General features: G+C 42.9%; 14 protein-coding genes. 6 read left to right on the top strand and 8 right to left on the bottom strand.

Annotated elements, in window-relative coordinates; genetic code table 11:
• Positions 1 to 33 precede the first annotated feature (33 nt).
• A complete protein-coding gene (locus tag MTN96_RS28750; RefSeq protein ID WP_248533618.1) occupies positions 34 to 2007 on the bottom strand; it encodes a monovalent cation:proton antiporter-2 (CPA2) family protein in 1974 nt (657 codons plus the stop codon).
• Positions 2008 to 2140: 133 nt separating this feature from the next.
• Here MTN96_RS28750 and MTN96_RS28745 point away from each other — a divergent pair, with 133 nt between their 5' ends.
• Positions 2141 to 3037 (top strand): GGDEF domain-containing protein, encoded by an 897-nt coding sequence (locus MTN96_RS28745; RefSeq protein ID WP_064386089.1) that lies wholly within the window; start codon positions 2141 to 2143, stop codon positions 3035 to 3037.
• 67 nt (positions 3038 to 3104) lie between these two features.
• Here MTN96_RS28745 and MTN96_RS28740 read toward each other — a convergent pair whose 3' ends face one another.
• The 6 genes from MTN96_RS28740 to lpxB form a co-directional block, all read right to left on the bottom strand.
• Complete coding sequence (locus MTN96_RS28740) at positions 3105 to 3443, bottom strand: hypothetical protein (RefSeq protein WP_055253102.1); 339 nt, start codon at positions 3441 to 3443, stop codon at positions 3105 to 3107.
• Positions 3444 to 4748 (bottom strand): tRNA lysidine(34) synthetase TilS, encoded by a 1305-nt coding sequence (gene tilS / locus MTN96_RS28735; RefSeq protein ID WP_248533616.1) that lies wholly within the window; start codon positions 4746 to 4748, stop codon positions 3444 to 3446.
• Between the two features lie 91 nt (positions 4749 to 4839).
• The gene (gene accA, locus MTN96_RS28730; RefSeq protein WP_004586940.1) at positions 4840 to 5796 is read right to left on the bottom strand and encodes an acetyl-CoA carboxylase carboxyl transferase subunit alpha; all 957 of its coding nucleotides are present in this window, start codon (positions 5794 to 5796) and stop codon (positions 4840 to 4842) included.
• A 16-nt stretch (positions 5797 to 5812) separates the two neighbouring features.
• Positions 5813 to 9304, bottom strand: coding sequence for a DNA polymerase III subunit alpha (dnaE, locus tag MTN96_RS28725; protein ID WP_054983466.1), 3492 nt, complete (start codon positions 9302 to 9304; stop codon positions 5813 to 5815).
• Between the two features lie 3 nt (positions 9305 to 9307).
• Positions 9308 to 9910, bottom strand: coding sequence for a ribonuclease HII (rnhB, locus tag MTN96_RS28720; RefSeq protein WP_024033823.1), 603 nt, complete (start codon positions 9908 to 9910; stop codon positions 9308 to 9310).
• On the bottom strand, positions 9900 to 11057 hold the full coding sequence (lpxB, locus tag MTN96_RS28715; protein ID WP_248533615.1) for a lipid-A-disaccharide synthase: 1158 nt from the start codon (positions 11055 to 11057) through the stop codon (positions 9900 to 9902). The genes rnhB and lpxB overlap by 11 nt, the downstream gene beginning before the upstream one ends.
• Before the next feature lie 291 nt (positions 11058 to 11348).
• Between lpxB and MTN96_RS28710 the strand changes: the two genes are divergently transcribed.
• From MTN96_RS28710 to cydC, 5 genes are read left to right on the top strand one after another with little or no spacing between them, the layout of a single operon-like run.
• Positions 11349 to 12932 (top strand): cytochrome ubiquinol oxidase subunit I, encoded by a 1584-nt coding sequence (locus tag MTN96_RS28710; RefSeq protein WP_248533613.1) that lies wholly within the window; start codon positions 11349 to 11351, stop codon positions 12930 to 12932.
• The gene (cydB, locus tag MTN96_RS28705; RefSeq protein ID WP_282452123.1) at positions 12929 to 14068 is read left to right on the top strand and encodes a cytochrome d ubiquinol oxidase subunit II; all 1140 of its coding nucleotides are present in this window, start codon (positions 12929 to 12931) and stop codon (positions 14066 to 14068) included. Before MTN96_RS28710 ends, cydB begins: the two co-directional genes overlap by 4 nt.
• 12 nt (positions 14069 to 14080) lie before the next feature.
• Entirely contained in the window at positions 14081 to 14245 is a 165-nt protein-coding gene (gene cydX / locus MTN96_RS28700; RefSeq protein ID WP_004586934.1) for a cytochrome bd-I oxidase subunit CydX, read from the top strand.
• A complete protein-coding gene (gene cydD, locus MTN96_RS28695) occupies positions 14235 to 16007 on the top strand; it encodes a thiol reductant ABC exporter subunit CydD (protein WP_248533611.1) in 1773 nt (590 codons plus the stop codon). Before cydX ends, cydD begins: the two co-directional genes overlap by 11 nt.
• The gene (cydC, locus tag MTN96_RS28690) at positions 16000 to 17742 is read left to right on the top strand and encodes a thiol reductant ABC exporter subunit CydC (RefSeq protein WP_248533609.1); all 1743 of its coding nucleotides are present in this window, start codon (positions 16000 to 16002) and stop codon (positions 17740 to 17742) included. The genes cydD and cydC overlap by 8 nt, the downstream gene beginning before the upstream one ends.
• On the opposite strand, the gene MTN96_RS28685 is transcribed toward cydC, so the two are convergent.
• Complete coding sequence (locus MTN96_RS28685; RefSeq protein ID WP_248533607.1) at positions 17725 to 18117, bottom strand: septal ring lytic transglycosylase RlpA family protein; 393 nt, start codon at positions 18115 to 18117, stop codon at positions 17725 to 17727. The two genes, cydC and MTN96_RS28685, sit on opposite strands and share 18 nt — an antisense overlap.
• Positions 18118 to 18167: the final 50 nt, after the last annotated feature.

Below are 18167 nucleotides of genomic sequence, written 5' to 3'. Positions count from 1 at the left end.
CATCTATGTAAGTAAAAAACAAAATGCATTTTTTTATTCAAGCCCATCGAGTAGATAATGCTCTACTCGCTCTACCCGCCTAGGCTTACCTTGCAATACCAATACATCGTTTGCGCACAATGTGGTGCTGGTTGATGGGTCGTCTATTTCTTGTCCCTCTCGGCGCAAAGCTTTTACAGTCACGCGGCGTTTAGATAAGTTAAGCTCGTCTATTGTTTTATCCACCGCATAGGCTTGATCTGGCAACGCAACTACGTGTAAGTATTCTAAGCGCTCAGAGGAGGTTTCTTCGTTGTCTTTAAAGTAACCGGCGTAAAAACTTTGCATAAGCGGGTAGCGATTACGGCGCTCTTTACTAACACGGCGTACAATGCGTGTCATCGGTACTCCCGACATCGACAACACATGCGAAACCAACATTAAGCTTGCCTCTAACGACTCAGGCACCACCTCAGTAACCCCCAACTCTTTTAAGTTGTTTAATTGGCTGTCGTCGCGGGTTCTTATTAGTATTTTAACGTTGGGCGCGAGTTGCTTTATGGCATCTATTACCACGTGTGCATGCTCAAGCTCTGTAAAGGTAATAATCACTAAGCGTGCTCGCTCTACCCCTGCGCACTTTAAAATATCTTTTTGTTTTACATAGCCAAATATTACTGGCTCACCTGCGGCTTTGCCCTCTTGTACTAAGATAGGGTTACTTTCTATGGCAACGTAATCTATGGCTTCGGGTTTTAGAAATCGCGCTATTGTTTGCCCTACGCGTGAAAAGCCACAAATAACCACGTGATCGTTATATAAGGTGCTACTTTTAGGCTCGCTCTCCCTCGCCATACTGGGGTGATCTAAAATACCTAATTGCTTTAAAATTAGTGGGGTTTTATCAATTAAAAACGGGGTTAGCGCCATCGATAGCACCCCTAAGGCAATTAAAAACGACGCTTGCTCTGAATTGAGTAACTCATGCTGACTTGCCAAAGCAATAAGCACAAACCCAAATTCTCCCATTTGCCACAGCATAACGCCGCAGGCTAGCGAGTCTTGATTGCGCTCATGCATTAATCGGGCACTGAATGCCAGCACGGTAATTTTTAATATTAACAAGCCAAATAACGCGCCAATAATTACAAAACCATGCGAAAGCACAAATAAAATATCGAGCTGCATCCCCACAGTTACAAAAAACAGCCCCATTAAAATATCGCGAAATGGCCTAATATCAGCCTCTAGCTGATGGCGGTAATGGCTCTCTCCTAGCATCATGCCGGCTAAAAATGCCCCAAGCGCCATTGATAAACCAAACATGTAAGTTAAAAAGCCGGCAAATAACGCCACCAAAATTGTGGTAAGCACAAACAGCTCATCGGTTCGTACCTGCGCTATTTCTTTAAATACTTTAGGTAGCACCCATTTACCAATCGCCCAGAGTAATAAGCACACAAACGCGCCTTTTGTAAGCGCAAATGCCAGCGCCCAACTAATACTTTGCGAATCGCTTGAGGCAAACAATGGCAAAATAATAAGTAGGGGCACAACGGCAATATCTTGAAACAGTAATACGCCCACCGCCAGTTGCCCACGGCGCTGGTTTAGTTCGCCAGTTTCTTTTAATAGCTTAACCACCACCGCGGTTGAAGAAAGCGCCATTATTGTGCCAATGGTAAAACTAGTGAGTAAGCTAAAATTTAAGCAATATAAAATAATAATGAAGAGCAAGCTGGTAACACCAACTTGTAACGAGCCCAGTCCAAACACAATATTGCGCATGGCCATTAGCCGCGATATAGAAAACTCGAGCCCTAAACTAAACAGTAAAAATACGATGCCCAGCTCAGCAATAAACTCAATTTCGTGAGATTGCGCAAGCCAACCAATGCCATGGCTGCCCGCTAAAACACCTGTTGCTAAATACGCCAAAATAGGCGGCAAGCCAATGCGCTTAAAAAACCATACAAAAAGCACCGCCGCCACTAACAAGCCAAAAATTTGAGCGTTTATACTTTGCAAATTCGGCCTCCAGCGTCAATTAAACTACGGAATGAACTTTAAATATAGCAACCATATGTTTATCAAGCAATTTTAAAATATGGCATAAAAATAGCTTAGTTATTGCAAAGTAACACCCTGGGGGAAGATTTTAATGGAAAATGTCCATATTTTGACACAACGCGTGTCTGGGCGCGGCGATTTTTTGCCGTTTTCAGCAGAGCAAACACACACAAACGAAACAGCGGCAACGCACGATTTAGTTACCGAGCTACAAACAAGCCTAGTAATAGAAGATGTATTGGCTATTTATGCAAAATTTGCCAAACAGCTACTTAACTTTTCAGGGCTGCAGTTTCAATCAACGCTCGGCACTGCACAAACCTCAGATAGCAACACAAGCACTAGCCCGTATTCTTACGATTTAGCTATTGGTCGCGAGCACTTAGGACAGCTAATTTACTTTAGCCAATACCCTATTAGTAAAGCGATTGAAAACAAATTACGTGCCCTACACAGCGCCCTTGTGTACCCACTGCGTAACGCAATGATGTACAGCCGAGTGTTAAAACTTGCCACAAAAGATGCGCTTACCGGGTTAAATAACCGTAGCCAATTTAATGACATGTTATCGCAAAAGCTCGAAAATTGCCGCCGTTACCAGCGTCCTTTTAGTTTAATGCTGCTTGATTTAGATAACTTTAAGCAAGTAAACGACAACTATGGTCATAAAGTAGGTGACGATGTTTTAAAAGAATTTTCGCAGGTACTTTGTAGCAGTATACGCGGCACCGACTCTGTATTTAGATTTGGTGGCGATGAGTTTTCGCTGATTATTGAAGACCCTGAGTTTACAACAAACAAAGTGGTTGCTGAGCGCATTATGCACTTAGTCAGAAACTCAAGTTTAATGTCTAAATACAAAGTAACCACCAGCATTGGCTTTACCCTAGCCAATAGCCAAGATTGCGAAACAGAAATATTTGCAAGAGCCGATAAAGGCTTATATAAGGCAAAAGCCTCTGGGCGCAACTGCGCAAAAGCATATTAGTATTTATATAACTCTATTATTTATAAAAGCTTAGCTTCCCCCGCTAAGCTTTTTTATTACTGTTTAATTATTTATTAGCCAGTAATTTATAAACAAACAAGGCTGCACAAAAGCCAAAAAAGAAGCCGCTCACTAAATTAAGCAATGCTGTTATGCTTGCAAGCGGGGTAAATAACACTAAAACCAATGGTAAACTTACGCCTAAAATAAAAAATAACCCGCCTTTACCTAACCAGTAGGCAAGCAGTAATACCGCCGATATCACCCCGCCCACAACGGCATAACCTAATGTAATAATATTAAGCTCTAGTAATACATTGGCTATAACAGCAACTAACGCTGTTATTAACATACCCATCGGCGCTTTGCTAACTAGCGATAGGCCTACATGTGGCTGATCTTTCATTTATTTACACTCCCAAAAAATGCCGTTTTCGTCTTGGTGTTTTTCACTTACAAAATAACCAACAACTTGCACAAGCTCATCGTTATAAAATATTAAAGGCACCCGCTCTCTTAACCACGGGGCTACTTTTGCATCTTTAAACCAGTGTTTAAGCGTATTGCTGCCTGGCTTTTTTAACGGCTTTATACGCGCACTATTACAATTAAAGCGCACGGTGACTTGCTCGTTTGGTAAAGGGGCACGTAGGCCTTTACCTTGTTGCTTTATTAAAACGCGCCCATCATTAAGTGCAAGCTCATTGCTCGTTAGCGCTTCATCGGCTAATAATGTGTGTGGTGTAACAAAATACAAATACCCTTGATGGCGTCGTATTTGCCCTTCGCTTAAATCAACTTGCATTTGCGCATCAGCCTGCGCATTTATGGCTTGGTTAATTATTTGCAAAAGCTGCTTTTGTGAGGGCATTACTTGGGTAAATAAGCTAAGCCATGCACGAACCACATTGGTTATGCGCACGTCGCTGTAGGTGGTTAGTTGGCTAACGCTCAGTGCTTGATGGGCGTTTACGCTTTGTTTTAAATCAAGTTCAGTGTACTCATCAAGTAGCGCTTGTTGTTGCTGTAGTAACTCAATGCTGCGCCCAGCACAATGTTCAAAACCTTTAAAGCGCTTTGCAAGTATAGGCACTACACGTGCACGTAAAAAGTTACGATCAAAACGCTCATCGGTATTTGAGTCATCAGTAATGTGCGTAATATTAAACTCTGTGGCAAAGTGCTCTATATCACTGCGCGTTATGTTTAAAAGCGGTCTGTAGCATATTCGCCCGCTTTGTAGTTCACGCATTTTTTGCATTGCGCCTAACCCTTTTAAGCCAGAGCCGCGCTTTAACCGCAGTAAAAACGTTTCTATTTGATCGTTTAAATGCTGCCCCAACAAAATAACACTGCCCGCGGGGCTTAGCTCATCAAGTGCTTTGTAACGCGCCTCACGTGCCTGCGCTTCAAGGCTTGTTCGTGTTTTTGAGTTTATTCTTACCTGCGCGGCATTAAACGATATATTTAGCTCAGCGCACAAGTTTTGGCAAAAGCGCTGCCAGTCATTCGCGTATTGGCTTAAACCATGATTAACATAAATCGCGTTTACGTTTAGCTTTGGTTGCGCTTGTTTTAATAAGTGCATTATATGAAGCAATACCACCGAATCCACGCCACCCGAAAGCGCCACCGTAAAGTTATACTGCTGGTGCTTAAAAAAGTGCTCAAGGGCGTGTTTAACGTGCTGATAAATAGGTGATGCTTGCATGGATACGCTATAAATTTAATGTTTGCAGTATTTTAAAACAAAAAAGCCGCATAAGCGGCCTTTTTTAACAATAAATGTGTTGGTTAGCTAATTAGCAGTAACCAAACGACATTAAACGTTTGTAGCGTTGATCAAGCATGTCTTCAAGCGATAGCGCTTGTAAGTCAGCAAGGTCACGTTTTAAACGTGTTTTTAAGTTACGTGCCATTGCATCGTAATTGCGGTGTGCGCCGCCTAAAGGCTCTTCAACTAAGTTATTAATTAAATCGAGCTCTTTAACACGCTCTGCAGTTACACCCATTGCCTCTGCGGCAAGTGGTGCTTTATCGGCGCTTTTCCATAAAATTGAAGCACAGCCTTCTGGCGAAATTACTGAGTACGTGCTGTATTGCAACATGTTAACTCTGTCGCCAACACCAATGGCTAATGCACCACCAGAGCCGCCTTCGCCAATAACCGTACAAATTGTGGGTACTTTAAGTGCCGCCATTACTTTTAGGTTACGTGCAATTGCCTCAGACTGACCGCGCTCTTCAGCGCCCACACCTGGGTATGCCCCTGGCGTGTCGATAAAGGTCATAATTGGCATTTTAAAACGCTCGGCCATTTCCATTAAACGTAGCGCTTTGCGGTAGCCTTCTGGTTTTGGCATACCAAAGTTACGTTTAATTTTTTCAGCTGTATCACGCCCTTTTTGCTGGCCAATCACCATTACTGGTTCGCCATCTAAACGTGCAACACCGCCTAAAATAGCCGGATCGTTAGCAAAAGTACGATCGCCTGCAAACTCGTCAAATTCCGTGAAAATGCGCTCGATATAATCTCGAGTGTAAGGACGCAACGGATGACGCGCTAACTGCGATACTTGCCAAGCGCCTAAATTTGAGAATATTTCCTCTTTTTGCTTAGCGCTTTTTTCTTTTAATTTGCTGACTTCCTCTTCTAACTCAAGGTCTAATTCGCCAGCGCGGCTTATGCTTTGTAATTCTTCAATTTTTGCTTCTAATTCTGCAATCGGAAGCTCAAAATCAAGATAATTGAGGCTCATGCTCTAAACTACCTAATCAGTTAAATTCTAGTTCTACATCTTGTGCCGCCATGAGTGATAACTTATGAATTAAGTCGTCGCTCGGCGTAACACACCATTCGATCCCTAGGGTTAATTGAGCCAACGCATCGGGGCGCTGGTAATAAACCTTGATCGGACACGTTCCCATTTTATAAGGTTCGAGTACTTTTTGTAATTTATCGAAGAAACCTGCCTCGATTTGCACCATGTTCAGCGTCATTTTAATCGCTTTAATGCGTTTTTCACGCGCTTGAGCAATGGTGTTTATTTCTCTGGCGGTCATTGTAATGCCACCGGAGAAGTTATCAAAGCTGACCTGTCCAGATATTACCAAGATATTGTTTACTTGAAGCATTTCTTGGTACATTTCGAACTGTTCAGGAAACAAGCGTACATCAATACGGGCGCTCTTGTCATCTAAAGTTATTAAGCCCCAACGATTTCCTTTTTTATTAATTAAGGTCCGCGCTGAAATAACTAAACCCGCCGCCGTAGAGAGTACATCACGATTTGTTGGCTGTAAATCCACCAGCTTGCCGCTTGTGTAATGTCTAAGTTCGCGGCGATACTGATTTATCGGATGCCCTGTTAAATAAAGGCCTAGCGTGTCTTTTTCGCCATCAAGCCATTGGTTATCGGTAAGCGGTGTGGCTTTAATAAAGGCTTGCTCAACTTCATCAGGCTCGGTGGCCAGTAAGCCAAATAAATCGCTTTGCCCAAGTTGCTCAGCTTTGTTGTGCTGATCGGCAGCGCGCATGGCATCTTTTAAACTTGCCAGTAATGTTGCACGCCCTGCTTGGGTTTTCTCTGGCCCGAGTTGATCAAGTGCACCGGCGTAAATTAATTTTTCGGTTACACGTTTATTTAAGCGTTTTAAATCTACACGGGCACAAAAATCAAATAAATCTTTAAATGGGCCGCCTTTTGCGCGTGCTTCTAAAATGGCCTCTACCGGCGCTTCACCTACGCCTTTAATAGCACCAATACCGTAAACAATTTCACCTTGCAGGTTTACCGTAAATTTAAATTCTCCGGCGTTTACATCAGGCGGTAATAAGGTGAGCTTCATGTTTTCACATTCATCCACCAAGATTACTATTTTGTCGGTGTTATCCATATCGGCCGACATTACCGCAGCCATAAATTCTGCCGGATGGTGCGTTTTCATCCACAGCGTTTGGTACGAAACCAGTGCATACGCTGCCGAGTGAGATTTATTAAAACCATAACCTGCGAATTTTTCTACCAGGTCGAAAATTTTAATTGCCAGTTCGCCGTCTATACCATTATTGCGTGCGCCTTCTTCAAAGGTTGAACGCTGCTTGGCCATTTCTTCGGGTTTTTTCTTACCCATTGCACGACGTAGCATGTCGGCGCCACCAAGCGTATAGCCTGCTAGTACCTGGGCAATTTGCATTACTTGTTCTTGGTACAAAATAATGCCGTAAGTAGGCTCAAGTATGGGCTTTAAGCTTTCGTGTTGGTATTGGGCATCTGGGTATGAAATTTCTTCTCGGCCAAGCTTACGGTCGATGAAGTTATCTACCATGCCTGATTGCAGTGGGCCTGGGCGGAACAAGGCTACCAATGCAATCATATCTTCAAAGCAATCGGGCTTTAATCGGCGTACTAGGTCTTTCATGCCGCGCGATTCTAGCTGGAATACCGCGGTTGTTTCGGCGCGCAGTAATAGCTCTATACTTTTTTTATCATCCAGTGGAATGGTGTTTATATCAACGGGCGCTTTGCCTTCGCGCTTCATGCGCTCGTTGGTCATATCCACAGCCCACTGCAAAATGGTCAAGGTACGTAAGCCCAAGAAATCGAACTTAACTAAGCCTGCGGTTTCTACGTCGTTTTTATCAAACTGTGTTACCGGAAACTTACCTTCGTCATCGCAATAAAGTGCAGCAAAGTCGGTAATGGTCGTTGGCGATATTACAACACCACCGGCGTGTTTACCGGCATTACGTGTACACCCTTCTAGGATGCGACACATATCGATTAAATCTTTTACTTCTGAGTCGCCATCGTAGGCTTCTTGTAAACGCGGCTCTACCTCAAACGCTTTGGCAAGCGTCATGCCGGGATCCCCTGGGATCAGCTTAGAAATTCGATCAACAAAACCATAAGGGTGGCCAAGTACACGCCCTACATCGCGTATTACCGCTTTTGCAGCCATGGTACCAAAGGTAATAATTTGTGATACCGCATCACGGCCATACAATGCCGATACATGGTCAATTACCTCATCACGCCTGTCCATACAAAAATCGACATCGAAATCGGGCATTGATACACGTTCAGGGTTTAGAAATCGCTCAAAAAGTAGGTCAAATTCAAGCGGATCAAGGTCGGTAATTTTTAGGGCATACGCCACTAATGAACCCGCACCCGAACCACGCCCTGGCCCCACTGGAATATTGTTATCTTTACTCCACTGAATAAACTCCATTACGATTAAGAAGTAGCCTGGAAAACCCATTTGGTTAATTACACCAAGCTCTACTTTTAAGCGCTCGTCGTATTCGCCTCGTTTTTCTTGTCGCTCTTGTTCATCGGGGAATAAAAACTGCAGGCGCTCTTCAAGGCCATCTTCTGAAACCTTAACTAAAAAGTCTTCAATTTTTAACGAGCCTGTTGGGTAATCAGGCAAAAAGTAAGTGCCTAGCTGCACCGTTACGTTACAGCGTTTGGCTATTTCTACGGTATTTTGCAGCGCTTCAGGAATATCGCTAAATAGCTCTGCCATTTGCTCAGGCGTTTTTAGGTATTGCTCTTGTGAGAATCGTTTAGGGCGGCGTTTATCATCAAGGGTATAACCGTCAAAAATAGCCACACGAATTTCGTGCGCTTCAAAATTTTCGGGCTTTAAAAAAACCACTTCGTTTGTGGCAACAACGGGCAGTTGCTCTTTAGCTGCAAGCTCTACCGCCATATGCAGGTAGTCTTCTTCAAGCGGGCGGTCGGTGCGAATAAGCTCTAAATAGTAATGATCGCTAAAATGCTGCTTATAAAAGCTCACTACAGATTCAATAACGCCTGGGTTATTTTTTAATAAGGCTTTACCTAAGTCACCGTCTTTTGCGCCTGAGAGAATAATAAGCCCTTCTTTGTGTTTAACTAGCCATTCTCGGTCAATCACCGGGCGATGAAATATATGCCCGCGTTGGTAAGCTTCAGATATTAATAAGGTAATGTTTTTATAACCGTCGTTATTTTTAGCTAGCAACGTAATACGGCTTGGCTCATCTGGAAACTCTGGGCTGCGCAACCAAAAATCGGCTCCCACTATGGGTTTAATACCGGCACTGTGGGTTGCGCCATAAAAACGCACTAAACCACAAAAGTTCATTTGATCGGTAATTGCCAGCGCTGGCATTTCAAGCTCTTGCGCTTTAGCAACAATAGGCTTGGTTTTAGCTAAGCCATCGACCATCGAAAAGTCTGAGTGAACCCGTAAATGTACAAAATCTGGAGCGGCCATTATTTATGCCTCGCCCTTTGCTTGCATTAGCACACGCTGTACTGGCTTAAAGCTTTTACGGTGCTCATCAATAGCGCCGTATTGCTCAAGCGCTGCAAAATGTGCTTTAGTTGGGTACCCTTTGTGCCCTGCAAACCCGTATTGCGGGTAGCGTGTATCAAGCTCAAGCATTTCATCATCACGCGCTACTTTGGCTAAAATAGAGGCTGCTGAAATTTCAGCCACTAAACTATCGCCTTTAACAACTGCTTGAGCCGGCATAGCTAATTTAGGTAAGCGGTTACCATCTACAAATACAAACTCTGGTTGCGTACTTAACCCCTCAACTGCACGCGTCATTGCAAGCATAGTTGCATGCAAAATGTTTAACTCGTCAATCTCTGTTGGGCTACAACGACCAATGGCATAACACAGCGCTTTTTGTTTTATTTCTATAGCCAGTGCTTGGCGCTTTTTGTCGGTTAGCTTTTTAGAATCAGCTAAACCTGCAATAGGATTCGCTGGGTCAAGTATTACCGCAGCGGTAACAACATCGCCGACAAGCGGGCCTCGCCCTACTTCATCTACACCGGCAATTAAGGTTACGTTGGGTCGTTCAATTTGCATTTATTAACTCCGCCACAGCCTTGGCTGCTTGTTTGCTGGCATTTAATCTAATTTTTTCGTGGATGGCTAAAAAGCGTGCTTTTAGTTCTTTATTATCGGTATTTAGCATAGGCGTAAGTGCGCCCGTTAAATTAGCCACGTTACATTCACTTTGTAAAAACTCCGGCACTAGCTCTTCATCGGCTAATAAGTTTGGCAGTGAAAAATATTTAATATTAAAGGTAAACAATGTTTTAAAAATCCAATAGCTCATTGGCTTAATTTTATAACCCACCACCATAGGCTTTTTATACAGCATGCCTTCAAGCGTTGCTGTGCCTGATGCCAGTAAAATGGCATCGGCTGCTTGCATGGCTAGTTTTGACTGACCATCGAGTAGGTTTACATTTAAATTTGGTGCAGTGGCATTTAAAATTTCACTAAATTGCGCTTTGCGTTTTTCGTTAACCAGCGGTACCACTATTTTAAGGTCTGGGTTTTGCGCTTGTAACTGCGCAGCTGTATTTATATAGGTTTCGCTGAGTAAGCCTACTTCTGAGCCACGGCTACCTGGCAGTAAAGCCAGTACTTTGTCGTCGGTATTTAGGCCAAGTTCTTGGCGAGCTTGGCTATCGTCGTGCTCAAGCGCTATATCGTCAGCTAAGGTGTGCCCTACAAATGTACACGGTACTTGGTGCTTATCGTAAAATTCTTTTTCAAACGGCAGCAAAGCAAGCACTAAATTTGTGGCAGCACTAATGGTATGAATGCGTTTTTCGCGCCACGCCCAAACCGACGGGCTTACGTATTGAATGGTTTTAATACCGGCATCTTTTAAAGGCTTTTCTACGCGTAGGTTAAAATCGGGCGCATCAATACCAATAAATACATCGGGTGGGTTATCTTTAAAGTGCTGCACCAGCTGCTTACGTATTTTAAGTAAACGCGGTAAACGCCCTAATACTTCAACCAGCCCCATTACCGAGAGCTCGTCCATGTCGTAAAGCGTTTTACAGCCTTGCGCCTGCATTTTTGGCCCTGCAATGCCTTCAAATATGGCATCTGGAAAGTGCATTTTAAGTGCTTTAATTAAGCCTTCGCCTAAAATATCGCCCGACAGCTCACCTGCCACAATACCAATACGTAGTTGTTTTTTCTCTTTATTCATTCGACTTTATTTATCAGGCGTTCATAGCGGTTAGTTTACCGTGTTTTAATGTTTGGTTAAACGCTTTAAATTAACGATTATTTGTAACTAATTTAGTACCAAACGATTGTATGTATTTCATACTGATGTAGCATGGTGAATATATATTAACTTTTTCTAATATGTTTATTGACAAAAATTGTGCAAACGTAAATAATATTACAAACTTTCAGTAATTACTGAAAGTTCATTAATTTTAACTTTGCCAATTATTAATTGCCTTGTTAACCCGTCACCCTCAAGGAGCCAAAAATGATAGATGAAACCTTTGTGGATCTATCGCGATTGCAGTTTGCTGTTACCGCACTCTTCCATTTCTTATTCGTGCCTTTAACCATAGGTATGACCTGGATTTTAGTTATTATGGAATCGGTTTATGTTATGACCGGTCGCGAAATTTATCGTGATATGACTAAGTTTTGGGGAAAATTGTTTGGTATTAACTTTGCTATTGGGGTGGCAACGGGCCTGACCATGGAGTTTGAGTTTGGTACTAACTGGTCTTATTACTCGCATTACGTAGGCGATGTATTTGGCGCCCCGCTCGCTATTGAAGGCTTAATGGCATTCTTTTTAGAGTCGACCTTTGTGGGTATGTTCTTTTTAGGCTGGGATAGGTTAACTAAACGCCAACATTTGGGCGCTACATTTTTAATGGCGCTAGGTACTAATATGTCGGCGCTGTGGATATTAATTGCTAACGGGTGGATGCAAAACCCTGTAGGGGCAGAGTTTAACTATCAAACCATGCGCATGGAAATGACCAGCTTTGCAGAGCTTGTATTTAACCCAGTGGCGCAGGTTAAGTTTATTCATACTGTATCGGCAGGTTACGTAGCCGCTTCTATGTTTGTACTGGGCATTAGTAGTTGGTACATATTAAAAGGCCGTGATTTAGCCTTTGCTAAGCGCTCGTTCTCGGTGGCATCGGGCTTTGGTTTAGCATCCATATTGTGTGTCATTTTATTAGGTGACGAATCAGGCTACGAAGTAGGCGAAGTTCAAAAAGTAAAACTTGCCACCATAGAAGCTGAGTGGCATACCGAAGAAGCACCCGCTGCGTTTACCGCGCTTGGTTTTCCTGACTCAGATGAGCAGGTAACGCATGCAGCAGTAAAAATACCTTACGCACTGGGTATTATTGCTACCCGCTCTTTAGATGAGCAAGTTATTGGTATTTCTGATTTAGAGAAAAAACACGAGGTACGCATTCGTAACGGCATGATAGCGTACGAATTCCTCCAAAAGCTAAGAAATGGCGATGACAGCGAAGAAAACATAGCTAAATTTGATTCTCTTAAAGCCGATTTAGGTTATGGCTTGCTGCTAAAACGCTATACCCCCAATGTGGTAGATGCCACAGAGGAGCACATTCAAATGGCAGTTAAAGACTCGTTCCCTAAAGTGGGGCCTATGTTTTGGTCATTTAGGATTATGGTGGCCTGTGGTGTAGCTATGCTGGTCGTATTTGTATTGGCATTTTATTACAACGCACACCGTATTATTGAGCAAAAACGTTGGCTACTGTGGGCTGCAGTATTAAGTATTCCGCTACCATGGATTGCAATTGAATTTGGTTGGATCGTTGCTGAATATGGTCGCCAGCCTTGGGCTATATCAGAAATATTACCGACCTTTTTAGCGACCTCGTCACTGACGGTAAACGATATTTTAATTAGCTTAACTGGGTTTATTATTTTTTACACTGGCCTTGCCATTGTAGAAGGTTGGTTAATGGTGCGCTTTATTAAACAAGGCCCAAGCTCGTTACATACAGGTAAGTATCACTTTGAGTTACCAAACAAAGCAGATAAAGACGCAGGAGAGCAATTATGATTTTTGATTATGAAACATTAAAAATGCTGTGGTGGTTGCTCATAGGCGTACTGCTAATAGGCTTTGCAATTACCGATGGCATGGATATGGGCGTAGCGATGCTGCTTCGCCTAGTTGGTAAAACAGACTCAGAGCGCCGCACGGTAATTAACACCATTGGCGCCCACTGGGACGGTAATCAAGTATGGTTTATTACCGCAGGCGGCGCTTTATTTGCAGCGTGGCCTATGGTGTATGCCGCCGCATTTTCGGGCTTTTACTTTGCCATGATGCTGGTATTGTTTGCGTTATTTTTTAGACCTTTAGGTTTTGATTACCGCTCAAAAATAGACTCTAAACGCTGGCGTAATAACTGGGATTGGGGCTTATTTGCAGGCAGCGCCATTCCGGCTTTAGTATTTGGTGTGGCATTTGGTAACTTATTTTTAGGTGTACCGTTTAATATTGATAACTTACTGCGTGTAAGTTACCAAGGCTCGTTTTTTGGCTTACTCAACCCATTTGGCCTACTGGCAGGTTTAATTAGTATCACCATGTTAATTGCCCATGCTGGCATGTGGCTACAACTGCGCACAGCAGATGCCGTTGCAGAGCGCTCAGCGCAATATGGCCGCTACGCATTAGTGGTATTTATTGTACTGTTTGCGGCTGCGGGTTTTTGGGTAGCAAACATAAATGGCTACCGAATTGTTTCTATGCCTGATACGCAAAGCCATGCAGATCCGTTGGCAAAAGTTGTAAGCACAGCGCAAGGTGCGTGGCTTAATAATTACAGCGAGCGCCCATGGACAATGACCTTCCCTATTTTAGGCTTTGTTATGGCACTCAGTGCTTTACTGTTCTCTAAACTAAACAAGCCAGCGCTAGGGCTTATTTCAACCAGCATTATGTTAATTGGCGTTATTATGACGGCGGGTGTGTCGCTGTTCCCATTTATTATGCCATCTGTTAATAACCCAGATATTAGCTTAACTATTTGGGATGCGGTGTCGAGCCACAGAACGCTTAATATTATGTTTGTTGCTGTTGTTATATTTATTCCGTTAATTTTGGCCTACACCACCTGGTGTTACGTAAAAATGTGGCGCAGAGTAACGGTAGACGAAATTGAAAACAACACGCACGGTAGCTACTAAGGAGACTAAATTATGTGGTATTTCGCTTGGATTTTAGGTGTACTTTTAGCCTGTACCTTAGGTGTTATAAACGTAATGTGGTACGAGTTTCATCAAAATAAAAACAGCATAGCTGATGATGAACAACCGATGCACGATTTACTAAACGAAGCTAACAACACTAAAGATGACGACTAATCCCCGACCAAATCGCGCGCAGCAGCAATCTCTGCGCGCTTTTTTAAAACGGCAAAGTAAGCCTGCGGGTGCATGGTTAAAGTTAAGTATTGCACTGGGCACATTTAACGCTATTTTAATGATTGCAGGCGCCTATTTACTGGCACAAACTATTCATGACGTAATGTTTGAAGGTGCAAGCCTTAGCCAAGTAACCCATTTACTTTGGCCACTTGCGGGTATTATTTTACTCAGAGCCCTGTTTTTAGCTATCAGTGAAAGGCTCAGTGCTTATGCGGCACTTAAAATAAAGTCGGCTATGCGCCAAACCTTATTAACCAAATTAACGCAACTTGGCCCAAGTTATATTGAACAACACGGCCAAGGAGCAACGCTTAACACCGTGCACGATGGCGTTGAAGCACTGCACGACTACTACGCTAAATACTTGCCTGGCGTTGCTTATAGCGCGCTTATTCCGCTGGCAATATTGGTGGTTATTTTTCCAACCGACTATAAAGCAGGCTTAATATTTTTATTAACCGCTCCGCTTATTCCGTTTTTTATGATTTTGGTGGGCTCAAAGGCCGAGGCGTTAAATCAAAAAAGATGGCAGCAACTGGCCGTACTAGGTAATTACTTTTTTGACCGCGTACAAGGTTTAACACAACTTAAATTGTTTAACGCAACGCAAAAAGAGCTAAAACAAATAGCCAAAATTTCTGATGACTTTAGGCACGCTACACTCGGAGTTTTAAAAATTGCCTTTTTATCATCATTTGCGCTGGAATTTTTAGCCACAATTAGTGTGGCGCTGGTGGCGGTAATCATTGGTTTTAGACTGTTTTTTGGCACGCTTGATTTTGCAACCGGCTTTGTTGTTTTACTACTTGCCCCAGAATTTTACTTACCCCTGCGCCAACTAGGCAGCCACTACCATGCCCGCTTGCAAGGCATAAGCGCTGCGGCCGATATGGTTACTATTTTAAATGCCCCACTTCCTGAGCAATCACAGCAACATGAAACAAAGTTTGAGGAGCATATAAGCTCAATAAACATAAACAACTTAAACTTTACCTACCCAAACAGTAACGAAGGCATAAAAAATATAAACCTTACGCTACCCGCTAAAGGGCTAGTGGCAGTAGTAGGTGCTAGTGGCTCAGGTAAAAGTACTTTATTTGATTGTTTATTAGGGTTTCATCCGCAGGTAATTGAACAAATAAGCATTAATAATAAACCACTTGATGCTACAAGCATGAGTACATTACAAAACGCAATTGCGTGGATCCCCCAAACCCCAACGCTTTTTTATCAAAGCATTAGCGATAACATAAAAATAGCTAAGCCAGCCGCTACGCAACTAGAGCTTGAGCAAGCGGCACACCAAGCGGGCGCCTTAGATTTTATAAACACGTTAGAGAATGGGTTCGACACCCTGATAGGTGAGCAAGGTGAAGGACTCTCTGGCGGTCAAAAGCAGCGTATAGCCCTTGCACGGGCGTTTTTAAAACAAGCACCTATTTTAGTGCTTGACGAACCGACAGCCCACCTTGATAGCCAAACCGAGCAGCTTATTCAGCAGGCTATAAATAATTACGCTAAAAACCACTTAGTGTTGGTCATTGCCCACCGCCTAAATACAGTGAAAAACGCAAGCAATATTCTTGTTATGCAAAATGGCGAAATAGCACAGCAAGGTACTTACAGCCAACTTGAGCAGCAACAAGGCGCATTTAAATCACTCCTTAATTTACAAGCGCAAGGAGCAAACAATGACTAATTTTATTAGGCTATTAAAGCTTTGCCGCCCCCATTATAAAGCCATGCTACTGGGTACTTTTTTAGCCACATTAACTGTACTTGCAAACTTGGGCTTACTCGCTATATCGGGGTGGTTTTTAGCCTCAATGGCGGCAGCGGGTATCGCTGGCGTACAAATGAATTATTTTACACCTGCAGGAACCATTCGATTTTTAGCGATTGTACGAACTGCATCACGCTATGGTGAGCGCTTAGTAACACATAACGCGACGTTTTTATTGCTTAGTGAAATACGCGTTAATATGTTTGCCACGCTAAGTAAGCTAAACAATGTAGATTTAGCAATGAGCCGCAGCGCCGATTTAGTTAACCGCTTACAAAATGATGTGGATGCGCTTGATAAGTTTTACTTAAACATATTACTACCTATGCTGGTAGCGCTGTTGAGTGTGCCCATAATTATGGTGTTTATGGCGGCCTATAACGCCAATGTTGCGCTTATTTGCTTTATAGGCATTTTATTAATTGGTGTTGTTTTACCTGCGCTGTTAAGTGCTAAATTAAATAAAAATAGCCATAAAGAAACACAGCTCAGTGCACAACTTAGAGCAGAGCTTTCTGACACCCTAACCGGCCTTAGAGAGCTGAGTATTTATCAGGCACGTGCTGGGCAAATTTCAAAATGTAATGAACTAAACGAGCAATATAACCAACAACTTTATAGTCGCCATAAAGCACTCGCAAATAGCGACGGTTTAAGTTTGCTGGTTGTGCAGCTAGCTATGCTTGGCGCCATAGTCACTATTGTGCCTTTGGTTTACAGCGGCGCTATGGTAAATGTTGAGCTTGCTATGTTAAGCCTATTTGTATTAGCAAGCTTTGAAACTGTATTGCTGTTGCCCAATGCATTTATAGAGCTGCCCACTGTACTCAAAGCCGCTGATCGACTATTTACACTGGAAGATAAAGTCACAGCGCAAGAAGCTAATAGCGCTGAGTTAGTTAAGATGCAGTTTGATAAAAACAATACAACTTTGGCGCTTAATAACATTGGCTATAAATACCAAGAGCACAGTGCTTTAGCTAATATCAGCTTTACCCTTAAAGCACAGCAAAAAGTAGCGATTGTAGGCAGAAGCGGCAGTGGTAAAAGCACCTTGGTTAATTTACTCACCGGTTTATGGCCTGTGCAGCAAGGCAGTATTAGGCTAAGCGATGAAAATAACGCAGAAGAACTCCACGCACTAAGCAGCAACACCCGCGCAAGCATTATTAATATACTCGCGCAGCAGCATCATATTTTTGATGGCACATTAAGTGAAAACTTACGCTATGCAAAGCCAAGCGCCACAAAAGAAGAAATGCTTGAAGCCATTAACCTTGCACAGCTAAAACCTTGGTTTAATGAGCTACAAGATGGTTTAAAAACCCGTTTAGGTACAGGTGGGAGAAGTGTTTCTCAGGGCCAATCAAGGCGCATCGCCATTGCGCAAGCTTTATTACAAAACCCTGCCATTTTAGTACTTGATGAGCCTACTGAAGGGCTTGATAACCAATCTAAGCAAACGGTAATGAGCGCTATTATGCAGGTAATGAGTAACGCAAGCGTACTTACCATTACCCACGACCCTGCTCTTTTAGCGCAAATGGATAACATTATTTGGCTAGAAAATGGCAGCCTTGTAGCGCAAGGCACTCATAAAGAGCTTAGCGAAACATATACCGATTATGTTGCCTTAACTACTCGGTTCTAATACGCTGATTGATACATCTATAACGCCGACTTTAGGGTCGGCAATTTTTTTAAACATACCTAACGATAAATCAATAACCCGCCCTCTAACGTACGGGCCTCTATCGTTTATTCTCACGATCACCGATTTGTTATTTGCCAAGTTTGTAACCTTCACTTTTGTACCAAAGGGTAATTCTAAATGCGCAGCAGTGGATGCGTTTTGGCTAAATGTTTCGCCGTTTGCTGTTGTGCGGCCATGGTATTTATTAGCGTAATAAGAGGCTTTACCTAACTGAGTACGCTCGCCATTAGCAGAGGTAACTATAGGTTGGCTGCTACACGCAGCTAAAATTGATAAAAAACTGAGGGTAAAAATTAACTTAGTAAAAGACATAGATGCGCTTTAATTATAAAAATTCGCGCAAAGGTTAACCTTACGTGGCT

This window comes from Pseudoalteromonas sp. 2CM28B (genome assembly GCF_023161935.1).
The sequence above is the reverse complement of the archived record's forward strand: the minus strand, read 5'-3'. Positions and strand labels throughout refer to the sequence as shown.

Bases quoted from the DNA above. Each gene is read 5' to 3' on its own strand.
- MTN96_RS28745 (WP_064386089.1), top strand. From the start codon at position 2,141: ATGGAAAATGTCCATATTTTGACACAACGCGTGTCTGGGCGCGGCGAT.
- MTN96_RS28740 (WP_055253102.1), bottom strand. From the start codon at position 3,443: ATGAAAGATCAGCCACATGTAGGCCTATCGCTAGTTAGCAAAGCGCCG.
- tilS (WP_248533616.1), bottom strand. From the start codon at position 4,748: ATGCAAGCATCACCTATTTATCAGCACGTTAAACACGCCCTTGAGCAC.
- accA (WP_004586940.1), bottom strand. From the start codon at position 5,796: ATGAGCCTCAATTATCTTGATTTTGAGCTTCCGATTGCAGAATTAGAA.
- dnaE (WP_054983466.1), bottom strand. From the start codon at position 9,304: ATGGCCGCTCCAGATTTTGTACATTTACGGGTTCACTCAGACTTTTCG.
- rnhB (WP_024033823.1), bottom strand. From the start codon at position 9,910: ATGCAAATTGAACGACCCAACGTAACCTTAATTGCCGGTGTAGATGAA.
- lpxB (WP_248533615.1), bottom strand. From the start codon at position 11,057: ATGAATAAAGAGAAAAAACAACTACGTATTGGTATTGTGGCAGGTGAG.
- MTN96_RS28710 (WP_248533613.1), top strand. From the start codon at position 11,349: ATGATAGATGAAACCTTTGTGGATCTATCGCGATTGCAGTTTGCTGTT.
- cydB (WP_282452123.1), top strand. From the start codon at position 12,929: ATGATTTTTGATTATGAAACATTAAAAATGCTGTGGTGGTTGCTCATA.
- cydX (WP_004586934.1), top strand. From the start codon at position 14,081: ATGTGGTATTTCGCTTGGATTTTAGGTGTACTTTTAGCCTGTACCTTA.
- cydD (WP_248533611.1), top strand. From the start codon at position 14,235: ATGACGACTAATCCCCGACCAAATCGCGCGCAGCAGCAATCTCTGCGC.
- cydC (WP_248533609.1), top strand. From the start codon at position 16,000: ATGACTAATTTTATTAGGCTATTAAAGCTTTGCCGCCCCCATTATAAA.
- MTN96_RS28685 (WP_248533607.1), bottom strand. From the start codon at position 18,117: ATGTCTTTTACTAAGTTAATTTTTACCCTCAGTTTTTTATCAATTTTA.